Genomic DNA, 16,483 nt, shown 5'->3' on the forward strand with positions numbered 1-16,483 from the left:
GCGCTGATATGTCAGATATCCTGGACAAAATCCTGGCCGTGAAGGCCGATGAAGTGGCCGCCGCGCGCAAGAAGCGCGACCTGCCCAGCCTGCGCGCCGAGGCCGAGAGCCTGCGCACCGAGCCCGGCCTGGCACCGCGCGGTTTCGAGCGCGCGCTGCGCGAAAAGATCGCGGCTGGCCATGCCGGCGTGATCGCGGAGGTGAAGAAGGCCTCGCCGTCCAAGGGCGTGCTGCGCGAGAACTTCGTGCCCGAAGCCATCGCCGAGAGCTATGCTACCCACGGCGCGGCCTGCCTGTCGGTGCTGACCGACGTGAATTTCTTCCAGGGCCATGCCGATTACCTGAAGCGCGCGCGCGGCGCGTGCCCGCTGCCTGCGCTGCGCAAGGACTTCATGGTCGACCTGTACCAGGTCTACGAGGCCCGCACCTGGGGCGCCGACTGCATCCTGCTGATCGTCGCCGCGCTGGACCATGGCCTGATGGCCGAGCTGGAAGCCTGTGCGCTGGAACTCGGCATGGACGTGCTGGTGGAAGTGCACGGCGACGATGAGCTCGACGCCGCGCTGCGGCTGAAGACGCCGCTGCTGGGCGTGAATAACCGCAACCTGCGCACGTTCGAGGTGTCGCTGGACAATACGCTGGGCCTGCTGCCGCATATTTCGGCTGACAAGCTGGTGGTGACCGAATCGGGCATCCTCGGCCAGGCGGATGTGAAGCGCATGCGCGATGCCAATGTGCATGCGTTCCTGGTGGGCGAGGCGTTCATGCGGGCGCCGGATCCGGGGGTGGAGCTGGCGCGGTTGTTTGGCTGAGGGTAAAGACCTACCGCTTGTTTGCTCCCCTCTCCCGCAAGCGGGAGAGGGGACCGGCTGGTGGTGATTGGGAAGCCATCGCCATTGCCCACCGTTAAATCCTCGCCATGCCCCAGGAAATCGAACTCAAACTCGCCGTCCCCGACGCCGCCCTCGCCCCGCTGGCCGCCTGGCTCGACGCCAACGGCCAGCCGCAGGGCGAAGCGACCCTGCTCAACGTCTACCTCGACACGCCCGAACACGACCTGGCGCAGGCCCGCGCCGCGCTGCGCCTGCGCCGCAAGGGCGCGCAATGGCTGCAGACGCTGAAGACCGCCGGCAGCAGCCAGGCAGGCTTGGCCACGCGCCATGAATGGGAAACCGGAATCGCCGGGGAGGCCATCGAGCTGCAGACCTTCCCCGCTGAAGCGCAATCCGTGCTCGCGCCACTGGTCAGCAAGCTGGCACCGGTGTTCCGTACCGACTTCATCCGCCGCACCTGGATCGTCACGCAGGACGGCGCGCGTATCGAGGCTGCCCTCGACACCGGCACCATTACCGCGCCGGCCAGCGCCGCGCAGGAACGCATCCAGGAACTCGAACTGGAATGGCTCGACGGCGACGCCGCGCACGCGGCCGATGCCCTGCGCGCCTTCGCCGCACGGCTTGGCGCCGTGGCCACGCTGGCGCCTTCCGATCTCAGCAAAGCCGCGCGCGGCTACCGCCTCGCGGGAATCGCCGAAGGCAAGGCGTCATAATCGCGGTTTTTCCCGCCAGGCATTCCTTACGCATGCAAGCCGATCTCTTCGCCGCCGAAGCGCCCTGTGCCCCCGGCGAGCCCTCCCCCGCCGCCAGCCTGCAGGCCCAGGCCGATGCCCTCCCCGCCGCGTGGCGCGCGCTGCTGGCGCCCTGCATCACCGTGCCGGCATGGCAGGAGCTGGCCGCCTTTGTCGATGGTGAACGCGCCGCCGGCAAACCGGTGTTCCCGCACCACGTCTTCCACGCGCTGCACCTGACGCCGCCGGATGCGGTCAAGGTGGTGATCCTGGGCCAGGATCCATACCACGGCACCGGCACCGTCGGCGGCGTGGAGCTGCCGCAGGCGCACGGCCTGGCCTTCTCAGTGCAGGAAGGCATCAAGGTGCCGCCCAGCCTGCGCAACATCTTCAAGGAAATCGCCGCCGAGTTCGGCGTGGATAGCACCCCGCCGCGCACCTCGGGCAACCTGGAAGGCTGGGCACGCCAGGGCGTGCTGCTGCTCAACACCGTGCTGACGGTCGAGCAGGGCCAGGCCGCCAGCCACGCGCGCCGCGGCTGGGAAGCGGTCACGGACTGCCTGATCCACGCGCTGGCGGCAAGCCGCCCGAACCTGGTGTTCATGCTGTGGGGCAGCCACGCCCAGGCGAAGAAACCCTTGCTCGGCGACGGCCACCGCGTGCTCGAAGCGCCGCATCCTTCGCCGCTGTCGGCGCATCGCGGCTTTCTCGGCTGCGGCCACTTCCGCGAAGCCAACCGCTGGCTCGAAGCGCACGGCCGCACGCCGGTCGACTGGACCGCGGCCTGATCGACTAGATCGTCGGCCGGAACTCGAAGCCGGCGAACTCCCCTTCCCCGCGCCCGACCTCGACAAACGTCACTTGCGCCGCCGGCGGGCCCGTTTCCATCCACGCCTGCAGCGCTTCCAGCTGCTTGACGGTGCCGTGCGCCATCACCTCGACGGTGCCGTCGACCCGGTTGCGCACCCAGCCGCCCAGCCCGAGTTCATCCGCGGCGTCGGCGCAGGCGGCGCGATAGCCGACGCCCTGCACGCGCCCATGCGCGACCAGGCGCCAGGTTGCCTTCTTCATGGCCGTTTCCCCGTGAGCGCACGCGAGGCGTGCGCGTTCTGTGATCGACACCAAGTAAACTAGACCGCCATGCCGGGCGTTACAAAGGGATGCGCGCCGCCCGGGTGAAGCCGGCTGCATGCGCCAGTAAGTCCGATCATCCTGGCCGTGATCCTGATGATCGCGTTCGCTGCGCAGCAGATGAATGCCTTCCACCCCGACCAGCAGCTGGCGGTGCACCTGGACGTGGCCTACCCTGCCCTACTACCTGATGCGCACCAGCATCCGCATGCTGGCGGCACTGGCGGCGTCGCTGCTGTTCTCGCTGGCGTTCGCGGCACTGGCGTCCAAGAGCCGCACCGCCGAGAAGGTGCTGGTGCCGGCGCTGGGGGGCGGTATGGGGAGATCTTTGAGTACAGCTATAACAGCGGGATGCTGACGTTGCCTGAGGATGAGATGCCGGAGGGGCACGGCCTTTAACGCCGCGACAGATTTTCTCCCCTCCCGCAAGCGGGAGAGGGGAGAAAACCCATCGGGACTCGAACGCGTGATTAAGAACGCGCCCGCATCGCCCGCCCGATCGCCCCGGTACGCAGCGCGATCTTGGCCGCGTCCTCGCGCAGCGCGCGCAGCCGGCGCTCCAGCACTGCGTTGGCGGGACGGCCAGTGGAGCTGGACGTCGGCCCGGCCTGCTCGCTAGACTCGCCCAGAGCGGCAGCCTGTACCAGCGTATCGGTGCGGCGCTTGTCCGCCGAGTCCGCCAGCCGCGCGCGGCGCTCGGCCGCCGCATCCTCCTCGGCTTCAGCGACATCGGCCACGACCGGCCCTGCCGCTACCGCCAGCGGCGCCTGCGCTTCGGCCAACACAGGCGCGCGTTCGCGGCGGATAAAGCCCGCGCCGCGCCCGCCGCCACGCTCGTCGGCATGCAGCCGCTCGCTGGCCAGCTGCAGGCTGTTGCGCGCCGCTTCGGTAGCCTGCTCGATGGCCGCCTCGGCCGCGGGAATATCCAGCTCATCGTAGTGCTGCCGCACCTGGATCCGCGCCGCCGCCACGTGCGCCGCCACCAGGTAGTTCTGCACGATAAAGCGGTTCAGGTTGTCGACCGCGCGATGCCGGCTCCTGGGCTCGTCCAGCATGCGCTGGAACGAAGAGATCAGCGCCGACAGGTTGTCCATGAACTGCTTGCGCTGCACGCGATAGGCAAAGTCGTCCTTGGCCCGGCGCAGCAGCAGGTCGCGCGTTGCGGCGATATAGCGGCGGTTGGCCTGCAGCACGTTCTCCACCAGCTTGGGGATGGCGCGGTATTCCCAGCTCGGCAGCACGAAGCTGAACAACGAGGCGATGATGCCGCCGATCACCGTATCGACCAGCCGCTCACCCGCCACCGTCGGGCTGCCCGGCATCAGCAGGTTGATCTGGATGAGCACCTGGATGCAGGCCGCGATCGCGGTGTAGCGGTACTTGATGGTCACGAACGCGGCGCTGGCCACCAGCGCCAGAAACAGCACGCCCAGCAGTATCAGCGGCTCGTCCACCACCTTCAGGATCCCCACCGCCACCACGCAGCCAATCAGCGTGCCGATCACGCGGTCGTTGTAGCGCTGCTTGGTCATGCTGAAGTTCGGCTTCAGGATGACGATGATGGTCAGCAGGATCCAGTAGCTGTGCGAGGCGTACGGCAGGTGGTTGGTGATCCACAGCCCCAGCGCCACCGCCATCGACATGCGCAGCGCAAAGCGGAACGCCGGCGAGCGCCAGTGCAGGTTTTCGCGCAGCACGCCCAGCTCGTACTTCTGGCGCGTCAGGAACGGCGTCATGTCGCTGCCCGGCAGCACCTTGGCCGGCTCCACCGGCGTGCGCGAGGCCTCGTGCAGCTGCCCGATCAGCGTGATCGCGCCGCGGATCATGTCCAGCGTCTCGGCCAGCGCCGTCATCGCCGCGGGCTTGATGTGGTGGTGGCGCAGCTGCGCGATCTCGGCCTCGACCGCGCGCAGGCCTTCGCGGTATTCCACCGTCGCGTAAGAGCCGCGCCCGCGCGTGACCTCGTAGGCGATCTCTTCCACGTCCTTGCACATCAGCACTACCAGCCCGCGCAGGTGGTCCAGCACCGGCGTGCCGCCGAAGGTCTGGCGCAGCAGCGGGTAGTCGGTGTTGGTGGACAGCACGTACTCGTACAGGTCGAGCATGCGCAGGTGCACCTGCACCAGCAGCCCGTCATGCGGCGTGCGGTTGCCGCGCAGCACCAGGTCGCGCGCGGCCTGCTGGCGCTCGGCCACCACGATCTGCTGGCGCACCAGCTGGTTGAACTGGGCATCGTAGTCATGGCCGGCGTCGTAGAAGCCGGCCTTGATCTCGAGGTAGCCGGCCAGCTCGTACAGCGACTCGGCCAGTACCTGTTGCCTGGTGCGCCGCTCGGTCAGCCAGCTCACCAGCATCGCGTAGCCGAGGTAGGCCACCGCGCCGGCGCTGAACTGCGCCGCATGGACCAGCGCGCGCTCGACCACGAAGTCCTCGTTGATCGTGAGCGTCATCACGAACAGCGCGGCGAATTGCAGCGGCAAGGTCTTGTTGCCGTACACCGTCATCATGGCGGCGAGGAACGTCACCAGCACCAGCACGAACGGCATCACCCGCGGGAACGGCGTGGTCAGCGCCACCACCAGCGTCACCGCGCTGCACAGCAGCACGCTCGCCAGCATCTCGTTGAATTTGTGGTTCAGCGGGCTGGGCAGGTCCATCAGGCTGGTGCACAGCGCGCCCATCGACACCACCATCGCGGTGGGCAGGTCGGAGAAATGCAGCGCGATCAGCGTGGCGCCGATCACCCCGGTGGCCGAGCGCAGCCCCCGATATACGTAGTGCGAATACAGGAAGGTGCGGGGGTCGTGCGCGTATTGCATACGGCGATGCGGCCGGGGCGGTGGCTGGGTTGTGGGGGATCGCTGCGCTACGTCACTGGCCCAGCCAGCGCGAGCGCGCCGCATGCCGGCCGTCCGCCAGCTTGACCTTGAACTGCGCCGCGGGCTCGCGCGCCAGCGTGACCGGCAGCACCTGCAGCTCGTCGCGGCGGAAGGCGTGCAGGTCGATGCGGTCGCCGGTGCGGTAGCGTCCCAGCAGCTTGTCGACCTGGCCGGGCGCCACGCGCAGGCCGTCGATGGCCACCAGCAGGTCGCCGGCCGACAGGCCCGCGGCCTGCGCCGCGCCGCCGTCCAGCACCTGCGTGACGCGTACCCAGCCGTCGTCAGTCTTGACCTTGATGCCCAGCGCCGCGGTGCGCGACGGCTTCTGCGCCTCGGCCTTGACGCCGAAGTCCCTGAACAGCGCCGCCAGCGGCAGTTCGCCGGTGCCTTCGGTCAGCGAGCGCAGCAGGCTGCCCAGCTTCAGGCCGGTCACATCGTCGAACAGCGCATACACCTCCGGCTCGGTCACGCCGCGCTGCATCGCGCCGGGCGCATAGAAGCCGCGCCCGTAGCGGCGCCACAGCGCGCGCATGACGTCGTCGAGCGAGCGCCGTCCGCGCGACTTGGCGCGGATGGTCAGGTCCAGCGCCAGCGCCACCAGCGACCCCTTGGTGTAGTAGCTGACGATGGCGTTGGGCGCGTTCTCGTCCTGGCGGTAGTACTTGGTCCAGGCATCGAACGAGCTTTCGGCCACGCTCTGCTTGGTGCGGCCGTTGCCGCGCAGCACGCCGTTCCAGGTCTTGCCCAGCATCTCGACGTACTGCGCCTCGGTCACGCAGCCCGAGCGCACCAGCACCAGGTCGTCGTAGTAGCTGGTGAAGCCCTCGAACAGCCACAGCAGCGGCGTGTAGGCTTCGTCGGCCAGCCGGTACGGCACGAACGCGGCGGGCTTGATGCGCTTGACGTTCCAGGTGTGGAAATACTCGTGGCTGCACAGGCCCAGGAAGGTGCGATAGCCCTCGCTGGTGTCGCTGTCGCCGCGCACCGGCAGGTCATTGCGCGCGCACATCAGCGCGGTGCTGGCGCGGTGCTCGAGGCCGCCGTAGCCGTCGGTGGTGACCATCGTCATGAAGACGTAGCGGCGGTTGCTGTCCAGGAACGGCGCCTCGGCGCTGCGGGGTTCGAACAGGCGGATCTGGTTTTCGCAGATGCGCTTGAGGTCGCGGCACACGCGCTCGAGGTCGAGGTTGGGCACGCGGCCGGTGAAGACCACGTCGTGCTGCGCGCCACAGGCACGGAAGCTGGCGAGCTGGAAGTTGCCCATCTCGACAGGGTGGTCGACCAGTTCGTCGTAGTCGGCAACCTGGTAGCGGCCGAAGCCGTAGCGCTTCGCGCCGTCGCGGCCCGGCGCTTCCGGCATCGCGGTGGCGACACGCCAGCCGCGGTAGGCCTCGCCTTCGGGCGCGTGGATATCGACGGTGCATGGCCGCTCGGCCTGGCCTTCGACGCACAGGAACACCGAGCTGCCGTTGAAGAAGCCATGGGTGGCGTCCAGGTGCGCGGCGCGCACCGACAGGTCCCAGGCATAGACTTCGTAGCTCAGCATCAGCGGGCCGTCCGACAGGCTCACCGGCGCGGCCTGCCAGCTCTGCTTGTCGAGCTTGGTCAGCGGGACTTCGCGGCCGCCGGCATCGGCACGGATGCGCACGATATGGCGGGCGAAGTCGCGGATCATGTAGCTGCCCGGGATCCACGCGGGCAGCGTGAAGCGCTGGCCGGCGGGATCGGGCTCGCTCACCGTGACGGTGACGGCAAACAGGTGCGCCTCAGGCGCAAGCGGGGCGATGGCGTAGCGGATCGGCGTCATGGGCAGGATTGTAACGTCGGCGCACCGCTGGCCTCGCCGACGCTGGTGAAGCAGCCGGTCGCCGCTCAGGCACGATTGACGTCGACCACCACGCGGCCGCGCATGCCGCCTTCCACGATCCTGCGGCCGGCGTCGATCGCCTCGGCCAGCCCGATCTCGCGCGTGATCGCGTTCAGGCGATCCGGCTCCAGGTCGCTCGCCAGCCGCTGCCACGCGCGCTCGCGCAGCGGCATGGCCGCCATCACGCTGTCGATGCCGTGCAGCGTAACGCCGCGCAGGATGAACGGCGCCACCGATGCCGGGAAGTCCATCCCCTGCGCCAGCCCGCACGCCGTCACCACGCCGCCGTAGCGCACCTGCGCGCACGCGTTGACCAGGGTATGCGAGCCGACCGAATCCACCACCGCGGCCCAGCGCTCCTTCTGCAGCGGCTTGCCGGGCGCGCCAAGCTCGGCGCGGTCGATGACATCGGCAGCGCCCAGCGCCTTCAGGAAGTCGGCTTCATTGGTCTTGCCGGTCGACGCCACCACCTTGTAGCCCAGCTTGCTCAGCACCGCGATCGCGACCGAGCCCACGCCGCCGGAAGCGCCGGTCACCAGCACCTCGCCATCGCCGGGCTGCACCGGGCCGTTGACGCCGCCGCGCTCCAGCGCCAGCACCGACAGCATCGCGGTATAGCCGGCGGTGCCGATCGCCATGGCCTGGCGCGTGGTGAAGGCATCGGGCAGGCGCACCAGCCAGTCACCCTTCAGCCGCGCGCGCTGCGCCAGGCAGCCCCAGTGGGTCTCGCCCACGCCGTAGCCGTTCAGCACCACCTTGTCGCCGGCCTGCCAGCGCGCGCTGGACGATTCCAGCACCGTGCCGGCGCCGTCGATGCCCGCCACCATCGGCCACTTGCGCACCACCGGCGAGCGGCCCGTGATCGCCAGGCCGTCCTTGAAGTTGATGGTGGAGTAGTCCACGGCGACCAGCACGTCGCCATCGGCGGGCAACTGCGCTTCGTCTAGCGTGGCCAGATTGGCCTGGGTGGCGCCGTCGGCCTGGGTCAGCAGCAATGCCTGGAACGTCATGGTGTCTCCTAGTCGCCTGGCGGCGATCGCTTGGGAATGAGGGGAATGCGGAAAGCAGAACGGCCGGACAAGTCCGGCCGTCGATCAAGCCGGGACGGGGCCGGCGCGCGCTTATTTCTTGATGCTGGCGAGCTTCTTCTCCAGCGTGGCCACGTCGGCCGCGCCCGGGATGCGGGTGCCATCCATGAAGAACACTGCCGGCGTGCCGGTCACGTTCATGCTATGGCCCAGCGCCAGGTTTTCCTGCAACGGCGTCTGGCAGCTGCCGTTGCCGGTCAGCGCGACCTGCTTGAGCATCCAGTCGCGCCACGCCTTGGTGCGGTCGGCCGCGCACCAGACCTGCTTGGCCTTGGTTTCCGAGTCGGGCGACAGCACCGGGTACAGGAAGGTGTACACGGTGATGTTGTCCATCTGCTGGAAGGTCTGCTCGATGCGCTTGCAGTAGCCGCAGTTCGGGTCGGAGAACACCGCGATCTGGCGGCTGCCATCGCCCTTGGTCCACTTGATCGCGCGCGCCAGCGGCAGGTCCGACCACTTGATGCGGTTGATCTCGGCCATCCGCTCTTCGGTCAGGTTGGTGCCGGTGCGGGTGTCGATCATCTCGCCGTTGAGGATGTAGCGGCCGGTGCTGTCGGTGTAGACCACCTGCCCGCCGATATTGGCCTCGAATAGCCCCGGCACCGGAGTCTTGCTGACACTTTTCACCTCGGCGCGGCCGCCCAGCACCTTCTGCAGCGACTCCTTGATGCGGTCGGTGCCGGGTTCACCCGCCGCCATGGCATGCAGGGCAAAGCCGGCCGCGGCCAGGCCGCCAGCGACGGCGGTGACGGTGGCGCTGCGGACAGGGTGGCGGCGCAGGAATTGGAACATGTGGACTCCAGGGGTGTTCGGTGATCGGGTGATCGTTCGGGGCGCGGTGGCGGCGTCAGCCGAGCGCGCGCCCGATCAGGAAACGCTTGAGCAGCGGCTGGCCGCCTACCGCGCGCATGCCGGTGTTGCGCACCACCCGCGCCACGCCGCCGGGCAGCGAGAACAGCCGGTGCAGCCCGTCGGTGGCCGCGGTCAGCGACAGCAGGTCGGTGGCGCGCGCGCGCTCGTAGCGGCGCAGCAGGCGCAGGTCGCCCTCGCTGCGGAAAGGTTCTTTGTCGGCCATCACGCGGCCAAGTTCCGCCACATCGCGCAGGCCCAGGTTCATGCCCTGCCCCGCCAGCGGGTGCACCACGTGGGCGGCGTCGCCGACCAGCGCCACGTGCGGCTGCACGAACTGGTCGGCGCGCTGCAGCACCAGCGGGAAGCCCTGCGCCGGCGTCACGCAGCGCAACGTGCCGAACTGGCTGCCGACCGCGCCGGCGGCGCCCTGCATCACGGTGGCGGCAAGCGCCTCGGGCGACAGCGCGAGCAGGTCGCGCGCGTGCGCTTCGTCTGCCGACCAGACCATCGAGACATGGTTGCCCGGCAGCGGCAGCATCGCCAGTACCTCGCCGTTGGCAGGCTCTTCGTCGGCCATCAGCTTTTCCGGCGCGCCCAGGAACCACTGCCAGGCGGTCTCGTGGTGCGGACGCTCGCAGGCAAAGTTGGCGACCACGCCAAGCTGGCGGTACTTGCGCGTGCTGACGCCGATATGGCACTGCTGGCGCAGCCACGAGCGCGCGCCGTCGGCGCCGATCGCCAGCGCCGTGCGCAGCTTGTTGCCGTTGTCCAGCGTCAGGGTAATGCCCTCCGGATCGCGCTCGCATACGGTGGCGGTGCCGTCATGCCAGGTCACCTGGTGCTGGAAGCCTAGCGCGGTGTCGAGCGCGCGCTCGACATGGCCGGATTCGATGATCCACGCCAGTTGCGGCACCGCCGCGGCGTACGCGGAGAAATGCAGGTCGCCGTCCAGGCTGGGCGAGGTCTCGGCGGCGCTGACGTCGCCAAAGACACGCATGTCGCGCACCGGCTGGATGCGAGCCGGGTCCAGCGCCTCCCACACGCGCATCCGCTCCAGCAGCGCCTGCGAGCTGGCGGAGAAGGCATAGATACGGCTGTCCCAATCCTCGGCTGGCGCGCGGCCGACGCCGCGGGGCGGCTTCGGCGCCACCAGCGCCACGTCCATGCCCTGCTGGGCCAGCAACAAGGCACAGGACTTGCCGACGATGCCGCCGCCGACGACGGCCACCTGGAAAGCGGAAGAATTGCGCGCAGCGGTGCGCGCGGACGCGTGGGATCGGGTCATGGCTGGATTATAGCCACGTCACTCCGGGGCCCTTCGGGCGCGGCCGCTCATTATTTCCTCAGGTCATTAGGCATATGACAAAACTGTCGGTGCGTGGGTCAAAGTTCGGAAACGCACAGCCTATATTGAAACGAATTGTTTCTGACCGGGGACGAACCACCTGAAGGGAGGTGGAGCAATGAAGAGGGCGCTTTGGATTGCCGCGGTTGGTATCGCGGTTGCAGGGGGATCGGCATTCGGAGGCACGACTGGCCCGCGGGACGTTTATACCGACGGCGCCAAGGTCTCCAAATTCGATGTGTATTCGGATGGAGCACGGTCAATCGACCGGCGGGATGTATTCCTGGATGGTGCAAGGGCAATCGACAGGCGCGACATGTTTACGGACGGCGCCAAGACGACGGATAAGCGGGACCAGTTCACGGACGGCGCATGAACGTCGTGAACCTCGATTGAGCGGAAGCGGCGCTCACGCAACGGCCAGGAAGACTTTCCTGGCCGTCTTGTTTTATATGCGGGTGGAACGGCGACCGGCCAGCAACCCGGAGGCCCGATAGGGTTACAATTGCCGTTTTCCGTGGCAGACCCCGTATAGCCGTCGAGCCCGAGCTCGATGTGACGTGTTTGTCTCGTCCGATGCAGTCCCGCCACTGGCCCCGCCAGGCGCCCGTCGCCAGCCCGCCCGGCACCGGACCGCATCCTGCAAACCCTTGATTTCTAAGACAAGACCATGAGCCTCAAATGCGGCATCGTCGGCCTGCCCAACGTCGGCAAGTCCACGCTGTTCAATGCCCTGACCAAGGCCGGCATCGCCGCCGAAAACTATCCGTTCTGCACGATCGAGCCCAATGTGGGCGTGGTCGAAGTGCCGGATCCGAGGCTCGCCAGCCTGGCCGAGATCGTCAGGCCTGAGCGCATCCTGCCGGCCACGGTCGAGTTCGTCGACATCGCCGGCCTGGTCGCGGGCGCTTCCAAGGGTGAAGGCCTGGGCAACCAGTTCCTGGCCAATATCCGCGAAACCGATGCCATCACCCACGTGGTGCGCTGCTTCGAAGACGACAACGTGATCCACGTGGCCGGCAAGGTCGATCCGCTGTCGGACATCGAGGTCATCAACACCGAACTCGCACTGGCCGACCTGGCCACCGTGGAAAAGGCCCTGGCCCGCTATATCAAGCCGGCCCGCGCCGGCGACAAGGAAGCGCAGCGCCTGGTCGCCGTGCTGGAAAAGGCGCAAGCCGTGCTCGACCAGGCCAAGGCCGTGCGCACCCTCGACCTGGCCCCGGAAGAATGGGACGCCATCCGTCCGTTCTGCCTGATCACCGCCAAGCCGACCATGTATGTCGCCAACGTGCGTGAAGACGGCTTCGAGAACAACCCGCACCTGGACGCGGTGCGCGAGTACGCCAAGCAGACCAATTCGCCGGTGGTAGCCGTGTGCGCCGCCATCGAAGCCGAGATCGCCGACCTGGACGACGCCGACAAGGCCGAATTCCTGGCCGACCTGGGCATGGAAGAGCCGGGCCTGGACCGCGTGATCCGCGCCGGCTTCAAGCTGCTTGGCCTGCAGACCTACTTCACTGCCGGCGTGAAGGAAGTGCGCGCCTGGACCATCCATGTCGGCGACACGGCGCCCAAGGCGGCCGGCGTGATCCATACCGACTTCGAACGCGGCTTTATCCGTGCGCAGACCATTGCCTTCGACGACTACATCTCGTTCAAGGGCGAGACCGGCGCCAAGGAAGCCGGCAAGATGCGGGCGGAAGGCAAGGAATACGTGGTGAAGGATGGGGATGTGCTGAACTTCCTGTTCAACGTCTGAGCCAGCCCCCGACGCCAAAAAACCCGCGATTTCGCGGGTTTTTTGTTTTCTGCCGGGCGCGGGGGAACCGCCCGCCGCTTCACAGCTTTTCCATTTCCTTCCCCCGCAGCCCCACCAGCAGCGCCTGGCCGTCCGCGCCCACGCGGAACTCCCCATACATGGCCTGGGCAAAGCGCTCGCCCTGCCCCTCCTGGAAGAAATACGCATCGGTCGACACCTGCACCTGCGCCCCGCCCCAGCGCGACCGCGCCGCCTGGAAGCGCAGCAACTGCTCGCCCACGCCCAGCGGCCCGCCGTCATGCAGCCGCACGAAGCTGGCCACGCCCTGCGCGTCGCGCCGGATCACCGCCACGCCGTCGCGCGGCGGGCGCTGCGCCGGCCCCTGCGCCGTGCGGATCTGGTTGCCGATGGCGAAGTTCAGCGCCATGTAGTCGCCCTGCATCAGCGATCGCGGATCGACCGGCGCGAGCCGCAGCAAGACGGTGTCGCCGCGTGCCAGCAGCGTTTCTTTGCCGGCGATGCCGGCGGCGGCCAGCGCCAGGGTCAGCGCCCAGGCGGTCACGATCCAGCGCTTCATGCGAACTCCTTGCCGGTGCGACCGCGCAGCAGCCAGTGGCGCCCGGCCAGCAACAGCACACCCGCCGCTGCCAGCGTGACGGACTTGGCCGGCAGGGTCCAGTGCAGCGCGCTGTAGTACCAGACGAAGCCGACGGCAATGGCGGTGACGCCCAAGCCCATCCAGGCCATGGAAGCCCGGCGCAGGGCCAGTGCCAGCGCCAGCGCGCCGGCCACGACGGCAGGCGCCGCGGCCATCAGTGCGCCAAAGGCGAGCGTGCCGGCGAGCACTGCCGCCTGCATGGCGGAGCCAGTGGCCAGGCGGCGGCACTCGGCCAGGGAAAACCCCGCCAGCACCAGCGTCAGCAGCGCGCCCCCCATCCAGTGCGCGACCGACAGCCGCCCCGCCTCCGGACCGAACAGCCACGTCATCGGATGACTCATCCCGGTCACCACCAGCGCCATGGCGAGCGCGGCCAGCAGCGTGGCATCGGCGAGCGGCTCCAGCAGTGCATGCCGCCCCGCCGCGCACACGCGCGCCTCTGCCAGCGTGAAGGCGGTCACCAGCGCGCAGCCCAGCGGCGCCAGCCAGCCGAGCGTCCACGTCAGCGCGCGCCAGTCATCGGAGGATCCGTGCGGCAGGGCAAGATGCAGTGCGCCCGCCAGCCCGATCCACACGCCAAGCCCGCACAGCAGCCGGTGCAACCGGTTGGGCACCAGCAACACCAGCACGCCTTCGAACAGCGCGATGCCGGCCCAGAATCCGGCGGTCCCGGTCACGCGCGCAAAGCCAAGCGCCTCCACCAGCCCATACACCGCCATCCCCTGCCCGCACAGGCTGACCGCCAGCGCGAACTGGCTCGCCGCGATCCCGCCGCCACGCCAGTACAGCAACGCGGCCAGCGCGATCATGGCCAGCCCGGTCACGGCCATGGCGATGCCGTTCTCGCGCGCGGCCACGAACACCGTCCCAACCAGGAACATCTGGAAAAACAAGGCGCCAAGCCAGCCGGCCGCGCCCATCAGGCAGCGCACCGCCCACGGCGCGTGGCTGTGCTCCGGGCATTCGCCCTGCACCGCGCCGCGCGCGGCCAGTTCCTGCCAGAGCCGTTGCTCGGTCTGCAAGGTGGTGCTCATGCCTGCTCCGGTTGGGCGCGCAGTTGAGCGCGATAAGCGCGCATCAGCCACGCCGCCGCGCCTGCGGCCAGGCCAATGGTGACCAGCCCGAGCAGCAGGAATGCGCCGAAGTCGCCCTTGCCCTCGAACAGCAGCTTGCCGAGTCCGGCCACCACCAGCACGATGCCGGTCAGGCAGGTCAGGCTCAGCACGACGATATCGAAGGCGCGTTGCCGGTACCACCACGCCAGACCTGCCAGCACGGCCAGCGCAACCACGAATGATGCCGCATCGAAGCGGCTGTCGAACAGGCTGGTCAGGCCCAGCGAGCCGGCCTGCACGCAGGCCAGCGCAGCCAGCAGGCGGCTGCCGGTCTGTCCCCGGAAGCCCAGCCCGGACGCGCGGGCGGCCAGCAGGTGCCACAGCGCCAGTTGCAGCAGCACCGCCCCCAGCAACGCCAGCGTGGCGGTGCGCAGGTAGCGGCTGTCGAACAGCAGCGCAAACAGGCCTTCCATGCCGAAACGGATGCTGAAGTAGCGCAGCAGCGCCACGTTGCCGACCACCAGCACCAGCCACCAGTGCGGCGCAGCGCGCGCCGCCAGCGCCCACGGCACCGCCAGCAGCGCCCACAGCGCAAACAGCTGCCAGGCATCGGCGCCGGTCTGGTAGTTCTGGCCGATCACGGCGAGCAGCACGCCGGACAGCACCTGCGCGCCCCCGAGCGCGGCGCGGCCGGCGGCGTCGGCGGCGGGTCGCAGCCACGCGAACGCTGCCAGCACCGTGATGGCGGCGGCGAGCAAGCCAAATTTGGAGAACTTGTGCAGGTCTTGCCAGTTGAAGGCAAAGAAGACGATCACGCCGGCGCATAGCAGGGCGGTGCCCAGCGCCATCAGCGCCTGGTCGAGCCAGCGGCGCCAGTCGGTAGCGGCCGGCTCGGTGCGTGCCCAGGGGGCGGCGATCGCCTCGGCAGCCAGCCGTCCGCGTGCGCGCCAGTCGGCCAGCGCCCGGCGGATGGCGCGCCGTTCGCCGTTTGCCACGGTGGAGGTTTGCATGCTCGCCCTTGCGTGCCCCGATGCGTGGGACTTTAGCAAAGCGCAGCCCGGGCCGCACCTTGCGGCGTGCCGGCGCTATGCCTGCCGCATGGGCGCCGGTATGCTCTGGGTTTCGCCTTCCACTCCGCCTGCCCCATGACCCTGGGAATCCTTGCCGCCATCCACGATGAAGTCGACGGCCTGGTGGCCGCGATGCGCCACGACGACAGCCGCGCCACGGTGCACACCATCGGCATGCGCGACTACTACGTCGGCAACCTGTACGGCCAGCCGTGCGTGCTGGTGCTGGCGCGCATGGGCAAGGTGGCAGCCTCGGCGACCACGGTCACGCTGATCCGGGAGTTCGGCGCCACCCAGGTGGTGTTTACCGGGCTGGCGGGCGGCGTCGGCGCCGACACCAATGTCGGCGACATCGTCATCGCGGACCGGACGATCCAGCACGACCTCGACGCGCGCCCGTTCTTCGGCCGCCATGAAGTGCCGCTGCTGGACCGCGCCGAGTTCCCGGCCGACCCGGCGCTGACCGCCGAACTGGAAGGCGCCGCGGCGGATTTCCTGCGCCTCGACCTGGGCGCCGACGTGCCGCCCGAGGTGCTGGCCCGCTTCGGCGTGGCCACGCCGGGGCTGCACAAGGGCATGATCGCCAGCGGCGACCAGTTTATCGGGGCCCCGGCTGCGGTGGCGGAACTGCGCGAGCGGCTGCCCGGCCTGCTGGCGGTGGAAATGGAAGGCGCCGCGGTGGCGCAGGTGTGCCATGAATACGGCGTCCCGTACGCGGTCATGCGCACGGTGTCGGACCGGGCGGACGATACCGCCCATGTGGATTTCGCGGCATTCCTGAAGGAGGTGGCCAGCCACTATTCCAATGGCGTGCTGCGCCGGCTGCTGGCCGCGCGGGCTGAAGCGGATCCCGTGCGCACCTGACCAGGATCAAGCGGCGCGCAGATTCCAGGCCGCCGCGTCGGTTCTGTCCTTACCGTCCGCGCGGCCGGACGGCTCCCCAGGCGCCGACCAGGATGGCGGCGCCGGCAATCACCGCCAGCCAGCTGCTGAGCTGCCCGTCGACGAACAGGTGCAGCGCGCGGCCACCGTAGAAAGCGGCCGCCGCGCCCGCCGCGCCCAGCACCAGCGCGGCCGGCAGGGTCACGACGCGTCCTGCCGGATGCAGCCGGCGCGCAGCCAGTCCCACCAGCAAACCCACGATCAAAGTGCCCAGCATCCAATTCTCCTGTGTAGCCTGAATCACAGCCGCATCCGGCTGCGTCGTAA

The 16,483-nt window shown here is 68.9% G+C and carries 15 protein-coding genes and 1 pseudogene; 6 read left to right on the forward strand and 10 right to left on the reverse strand.

Annotated elements, in window-relative coordinates; genetic code table 11:
* The first annotated feature begins 8 nt into the window (after window positions 1-8).
* From trpC to AC5WJ1_RS15070, 3 genes are all read left to right on the forward strand, one after another.
* A complete protein-coding gene (gene trpC / locus AC5WJ1_RS15060) occupies window positions 9-812 on the forward strand; it encodes an indole-3-glycerol phosphate synthase TrpC (protein WP_133093521.1) in 804 nt (267 codons plus the stop codon).
* 107 nt (window positions 813-919) lie between these two features.
* Window positions 920-1,549, forward strand: a complete 630-nt coding sequence (locus tag AC5WJ1_RS15065) for a CYTH domain-containing protein (protein WP_133093520.1) — start codon at window positions 920-922, stop codon at window positions 1,547-1,549.
* A gap of 32 nt (window positions 1,550-1,581) precedes the next feature.
* A complete protein-coding gene (locus tag AC5WJ1_RS15070) occupies window positions 1,582-2,355 on the forward strand; it encodes a uracil-DNA glycosylase (protein WP_135705993.1) in 774 nt (257 codons plus the stop codon).
* Between the two features lie 4 nt (window positions 2,356-2,359).
* Here the strand turns inward: AC5WJ1_RS15070 and AC5WJ1_RS15075 are convergent, their stop codons facing one another.
* Window positions 2,360-2,638 carry an acylphosphatase gene (locus AC5WJ1_RS15075; RefSeq protein WP_029048328.1) on the reverse strand — a complete coding sequence of 93 codons (279 nt, stop codon included), beginning with the start codon at window positions 2,636-2,638 and terminating at the stop codon, window positions 2,360-2,362.
* Between the two features lie 129 nt (window positions 2,639-2,767).
* On the opposite strand from AC5WJ1_RS15075, the pseudogene AC5WJ1_RS15080 reads away from it, so the two are divergent.
* A pseudogene (locus AC5WJ1_RS15080) lies at window positions 2,768-3,005 on the forward strand (sulfonate ABC transporter permease); the annotation flags it as partial.
* Between the two features lie 163 nt (window positions 3,006-3,168).
* On the opposite strand, the gene AC5WJ1_RS15085 reads toward AC5WJ1_RS15080, so the two are convergent.
* The 5 genes from AC5WJ1_RS15085 to AC5WJ1_RS15105 form a co-directional block, all read right to left on the reverse strand.
* Window positions 3,169-5,517: an FUSC family protein gene (locus tag AC5WJ1_RS15085; protein WP_494476198.1), complete on the reverse strand. Its 2,349-nt coding sequence runs from the start codon at window positions 5,515-5,517 to the stop codon at window positions 3,169-3,171.
* A 52-nt stretch (window positions 5,518-5,569) separates the two neighbouring features.
* Window positions 5,570-7,384, reverse strand: a complete 1,815-nt coding sequence (locus tag AC5WJ1_RS15090; RefSeq protein WP_195431010.1) for a M61 family metallopeptidase — start codon at window positions 7,382-7,384, stop codon at window positions 5,570-5,572.
* Between the two features lie 65 nt (window positions 7,385-7,449).
* Window positions 7,450-8,454: an acrylyl-CoA reductase (NADPH) gene (gene acuI / locus AC5WJ1_RS15095; RefSeq protein WP_133093515.1), complete on the reverse strand. Its 1,005-nt coding sequence runs from the start codon at window positions 8,452-8,454 to the stop codon at window positions 7,450-7,452.
* Window positions 8,455-8,565: 111 nt separating this feature from the next.
* Window positions 8,566-9,324 (reverse strand): DsbC family protein, encoded by a 759-nt coding sequence (locus tag AC5WJ1_RS15100; RefSeq protein WP_133093514.1) that lies wholly within the window; start codon window positions 9,322-9,324, stop codon window positions 8,566-8,568.
* A gap of 55 nt (window positions 9,325-9,379) precedes the next feature.
* Window positions 9,380-10,669, reverse strand: a complete 1,290-nt coding sequence (locus AC5WJ1_RS15105; protein WP_135705998.1) for a UbiH/UbiF family hydroxylase — start codon at window positions 10,667-10,669, stop codon at window positions 9,380-9,382.
* A gap of 730 nt (window positions 10,670-11,399) precedes the next feature.
* Here AC5WJ1_RS15105 and ychF point away from each other — a divergent pair.
* Window positions 11,400-12,491, forward strand: a complete 1,092-nt coding sequence (gene ychF / locus AC5WJ1_RS15110; RefSeq protein ID WP_133093511.1) for a redox-regulated ATPase YchF — start codon at window positions 11,400-11,402, stop codon at window positions 12,489-12,491.
* 79 nt (window positions 12,492-12,570) lie between these two features.
* On the opposite strand, the gene AC5WJ1_RS15115 is transcribed toward ychF, so the two are convergent.
* The 3 genes from AC5WJ1_RS15115 to AC5WJ1_RS15125 are packed head-to-tail and all read right to left on the reverse strand — an operon-like array spanning window position 12,571 to window position 15,214.
* Window positions 12,571-13,068: a GDYXXLXY domain-containing protein gene (locus tag AC5WJ1_RS15115; protein WP_135706000.1), complete on the reverse strand. Its 498-nt coding sequence runs from the start codon at window positions 13,066-13,068 to the stop codon at window positions 12,571-12,573.
* Entirely contained in the window at window positions 13,065-14,183 is a 1,119-nt protein-coding gene (locus tag AC5WJ1_RS15120) for a DUF4401 domain-containing protein (RefSeq protein WP_135706001.1), read from the reverse strand. Before AC5WJ1_RS15120 ends, AC5WJ1_RS15115 begins: the two co-directional genes overlap by 4 nt.
* Window positions 14,180-15,214: a DUF2157 domain-containing protein gene (locus tag AC5WJ1_RS15125; RefSeq protein WP_494476199.1), complete on the reverse strand. Its 1,035-nt coding sequence runs from the start codon at window positions 15,212-15,214 to the stop codon at window positions 14,180-14,182. Before AC5WJ1_RS15125 ends, AC5WJ1_RS15120 begins: the two co-directional genes overlap by 4 nt.
* Before the next feature lie 135 nt (window positions 15,215-15,349).
* Between AC5WJ1_RS15125 and AC5WJ1_RS15130 the strand changes: the two genes are divergently transcribed.
* The gene (locus AC5WJ1_RS15130) at window positions 15,350-16,138 is read left to right on the forward strand and encodes a 5'-methylthioadenosine/adenosylhomocysteine nucleosidase (protein ID WP_133093507.1); all 789 of its coding nucleotides are present in this window, start codon (window positions 15,350-15,352) and stop codon (window positions 16,136-16,138) included.
* A gap of 49 nt (window positions 16,139-16,187) precedes the next feature.
* Here AC5WJ1_RS15130 and AC5WJ1_RS15135 read toward each other — a convergent pair whose 3' ends face one another.
* Window positions 16,188-16,433 carry a hypothetical protein gene (locus AC5WJ1_RS15135; protein ID WP_133093506.1) on the reverse strand — a complete coding sequence of 82 codons (246 nt, stop codon included), beginning with the start codon at window positions 16,431-16,433 and terminating at the stop codon, window positions 16,188-16,190.
* Window positions 16,434-16,483: the final 50 nt, after the last annotated feature.

This window comes from Cupriavidus sp. MEYA8, from assembly GCF_059278825.1.

Coding starts and splice junctions, on each gene's coding strand:
- AC5WJ1_RS15120 (WP_135706001.1), bottom strand. CDS start 14,183: ATGAGCACCACCTTGCAGACCGAGCAACGGCTCTGGCAGGAACTGGCC.
- acuI (WP_133093515.1), bottom strand. CDS start 8,454: ATGACGTTCCAGGCATTGCTGCTGACCCAGGCCGACGGCGCCACCCAG.
- trpC (WP_133093521.1), top strand. CDS start 9: ATGTCAGATATCCTGGACAAAATCCTGGCCGTGAAGGCCGATGAAGTG.
- AC5WJ1_RS15125 (WP_494476199.1), bottom strand. CDS start 15,214: ATGCAAACCTCCACCGTGGCAAACGGCGAACGGCGCGCCATCCGCCGG.
- AC5WJ1_RS15105 (WP_135705998.1), bottom strand. CDS start 10,669: ATGACCCGATCCCACGCGTCCGCGCGCACCGCTGCGCGCAATTCTTCC.
- AC5WJ1_RS15130 (WP_133093507.1), top strand. CDS start 15,350: ATGACCCTGGGAATCCTTGCCGCCATCCACGATGAAGTCGACGGCCTG.
- AC5WJ1_RS15135 (WP_133093506.1), bottom strand. CDS start 16,433: ATGCTGGGCACTTTGATCGTGGGTTTGCTGGTGGGACTGGCTGCGCGC.
- AC5WJ1_RS15115 (WP_135706000.1), bottom strand. CDS start 13,068: ATGAAGCGCTGGATCGTGACCGCCTGGGCGCTGACCCTGGCGCTGGCC.
- AC5WJ1_RS15065 (WP_133093520.1), top strand. CDS start 920: ATGCCCCAGGAAATCGAACTCAAACTCGCCGTCCCCGACGCCGCCCTC.
- ychF (WP_133093511.1), top strand. CDS start 11,400: ATGAGCCTCAAATGCGGCATCGTCGGCCTGCCCAACGTCGGCAAGTCC.
- AC5WJ1_RS15090 (WP_195431010.1), bottom strand. CDS start 7,384: ATGACGCCGATCCGCTACGCCATCGCCCCGCTTGCGCCTGAGGCGCAC.
- AC5WJ1_RS15075 (WP_029048328.1), bottom strand. CDS start 2,638: ATGAAGAAGGCAACCTGGCGCCTGGTCGCGCATGGGCGCGTGCAGGGC.
- AC5WJ1_RS15070 (WP_135705993.1), top strand. CDS start 1,582: ATGCAAGCCGATCTCTTCGCCGCCGAAGCGCCCTGTGCCCCCGGCGAG.
- AC5WJ1_RS15100 (WP_133093514.1), bottom strand. CDS start 9,324: ATGTTCCAATTCCTGCGCCGCCACCCTGTCCGCAGCGCCACCGTCACC.
- AC5WJ1_RS15085 (WP_494476198.1), bottom strand. CDS start 5,517: ATGCAATACGCGCACGACCCCCGCACCTTCCTGTATTCGCACTACGTA.